The sequence below is a fragment of the Kocuria sp. ZOR0020 genome (genome assembly GCF_000800955.1).
GTDB classification, from domain to species: Bacteria; Actinomycetota; Actinomycetes; order Actinomycetales; family Micrococcaceae; genus Kocuria; species Kocuria subflava.
On record NZ_JROX01000263.1, the window covers coordinates 1 to 2,237 of the forward strand.

The following is a 2,237-nucleotide window of genomic DNA, read 5'->3' on the forward strand; positions in this document are numbered from 1 at the left end:
CCATGAAAGGCACCAGCGTGGCCGGCAAAGCCGGGAAAATGGCCTCAGCGGCGGGCAAAGCAGGCCGCGCCGGCGGGGCCCGGGCCATCAACTTCTCCAAAGCACTGGCCAAGAATCCAAAGGTTGCCGTGGGCGACCTCGCCTCCAGCACCAAGGGATACCTACTGGACTCCAAAGCCATTCACGGCAGGGCATTCGCTGATGCCCGTACCGGGGTGGTCAATGCAGGGTTTAAAACTCTGGACAAAGTCATGCCGACTGCCGCTGCCGCCGTGAACACAATCAATCGCTTCGATACGTTCACCCGCAACGCCGCCAGCGCTGCTGTCGATGCAACGGCTGCCATCAAGATGCCAGGTTTGCCCAGTATGGGCCGTTCCCCAGCCTTGGCCGGGGTCCCGGACGCCCACACGATGGCGCGCATGAGCCCAGAGGCCACCCGCCCCGGACCGGTCACCACGTTCCGGGAGTCCTTTGAGCGCAACACCGCCAAATCCAATGCACACTCCCACGCGTTGCCGGAGGCCACGGATCGGGCAGGTAGCCGGGCCCCATCTGTCAGTGAATCCCCCGGCACCCCTCTTGACCCGCAGTCCGGACGCAATGCGGGCCCCGGCTCCACGCCCTTGGACGGAGCCGACACGGCCGCCGGCGGCAAGGGCCCCAATGGGCCGGGCAACGACGCCGGGAAGCCTGGCCCCGCTGGCCGACCACCAGAAGGCGAAACGCTGAACCTTCGTCCCAAGGAAAAGTGGACCCCGCATCAAAAGACTCAATACGATGCCAAAGTCAAACACCTGGACGACGAGGCCGCCAAGGGCAACCTGGAGTACACCAAGCCCGATCGCGGCCCCAATCTCCGTAAAACCATGATCAAGGACCCTGAAGAAGCCATCAAACTCGGGCTGCCCGACGGCATCAATGCTGACGATTTCCGGGCAGCCACCGAGCGGCAACGCAAGGCCATGCTCGCCAAGTACGACCTGGACCACAAGACCGACCTCCAACTCGGAGGCGTCGACCATCAAGCAAATATGCAATGGCTGGACCGTAGCGTCAACAGAAGCGTTGGCGCACAAATCAGAGGCCAGCGAATCAAGAATTCCTGGGACGTTGCAATCAAACGCGGAGATGGAACCGGTCAAAAAATCAACATGGTGACAGGCTAAAGACCACATAATGACCAACGAGGCCGACCCCAAGGAGTAGTCATTCCATGTTCAATAATACACTGACAACCCAATACAACACACTGGTCGCCCAGGCAGTGGACTCTCTACCACCCGAAACACCCAAACTCATTCACGACTACCTCCGCAAAGGAGCCAAGAAAGAACTACGCCTGTCCCAAAAAGAAGAGGACCAGCTTTACGAACACCTAACCACCCTAGCCGCCGTATTCGGCTACCGCGACACCCTCCGCCACCTCTGTGAAGCTTTTCTCATCCGCGAAACCACAAAAACCTACCCCACATTCCCCGGATGGTCAGCATACACACCATTCCTCGAATGGAGCGCACGACGCCTCAACCTCACAGGATACGCCGAACTATTCAACCTTCATGTCAAATCACGATACGACCTAGAACGAACCATCTACCACGTAGCTACTGACCCACGGGGCAAGTATTCACAGGGGTACGGACACGCTATCGACGACAGCTCCATGTGGTCCATGATGCCTGGGTCGGCCCTGCAGAACCTGTTGCTGGAGATCGAACGTGCGACGTGGCCGTGGCTTTCCGGTGCCCCGAACTCATTCGGATGGGGCCAAGAACAATTCGAACACCACATGGAAGCCACCGCCCGCTTCCTACGCGCCCACCTCGGAATGCCCGAACAAATCGAGACCTTCGAACCCGACCCCGTCGTCATCCTCCCCAAAGGATTCACCGGCTTCACCATCAACAACCAACCAGCACCACCCTCAGCCGTGCCCTACACACCCCCGGTACCCACCATCTACCTCCCCGCCGACACCGACCCAGCCACCATCGCCCAACACCGCAACACCACACCCACACCGGCCACATCGAACATGGCCGCGCCAACACCCACACCCACACCGGCACCGGCACCGGCTGAAGCATCCCCCGAACCGTCCGCCGAATCCCGGGAGCACACCATCACCACCCCCATCCCTGCAGACGCAGACATCACCCCCTACTGGGAAGCCGTGGAACACCACCTCGGCGATCAAGCCCCAGAGATCCTCAACCCACCAGCCACCGACGAAG

Annotated in this window: 1 protein-coding gene and 1 pseudogene; both read left to right on the plus strand. The window is 60.5% G+C overall.

All coding sequences use genetic code 11. The annotated features are described in order from the left end of the window. Nucleotides 1–1,169: hypothetical protein (locus L979_RS12780; protein WP_047692591.1), on the plus strand; the 1,169-nt coding region annotated here is incomplete at its 5' end. A gap of 506 nt (nucleotides 1,170–1,675) precedes the next feature. Continuing rightward, nucleotides 1,676–2,237: pseudogene (locus L979_RS12785) on the plus strand (hypothetical protein); the annotation flags it as partial.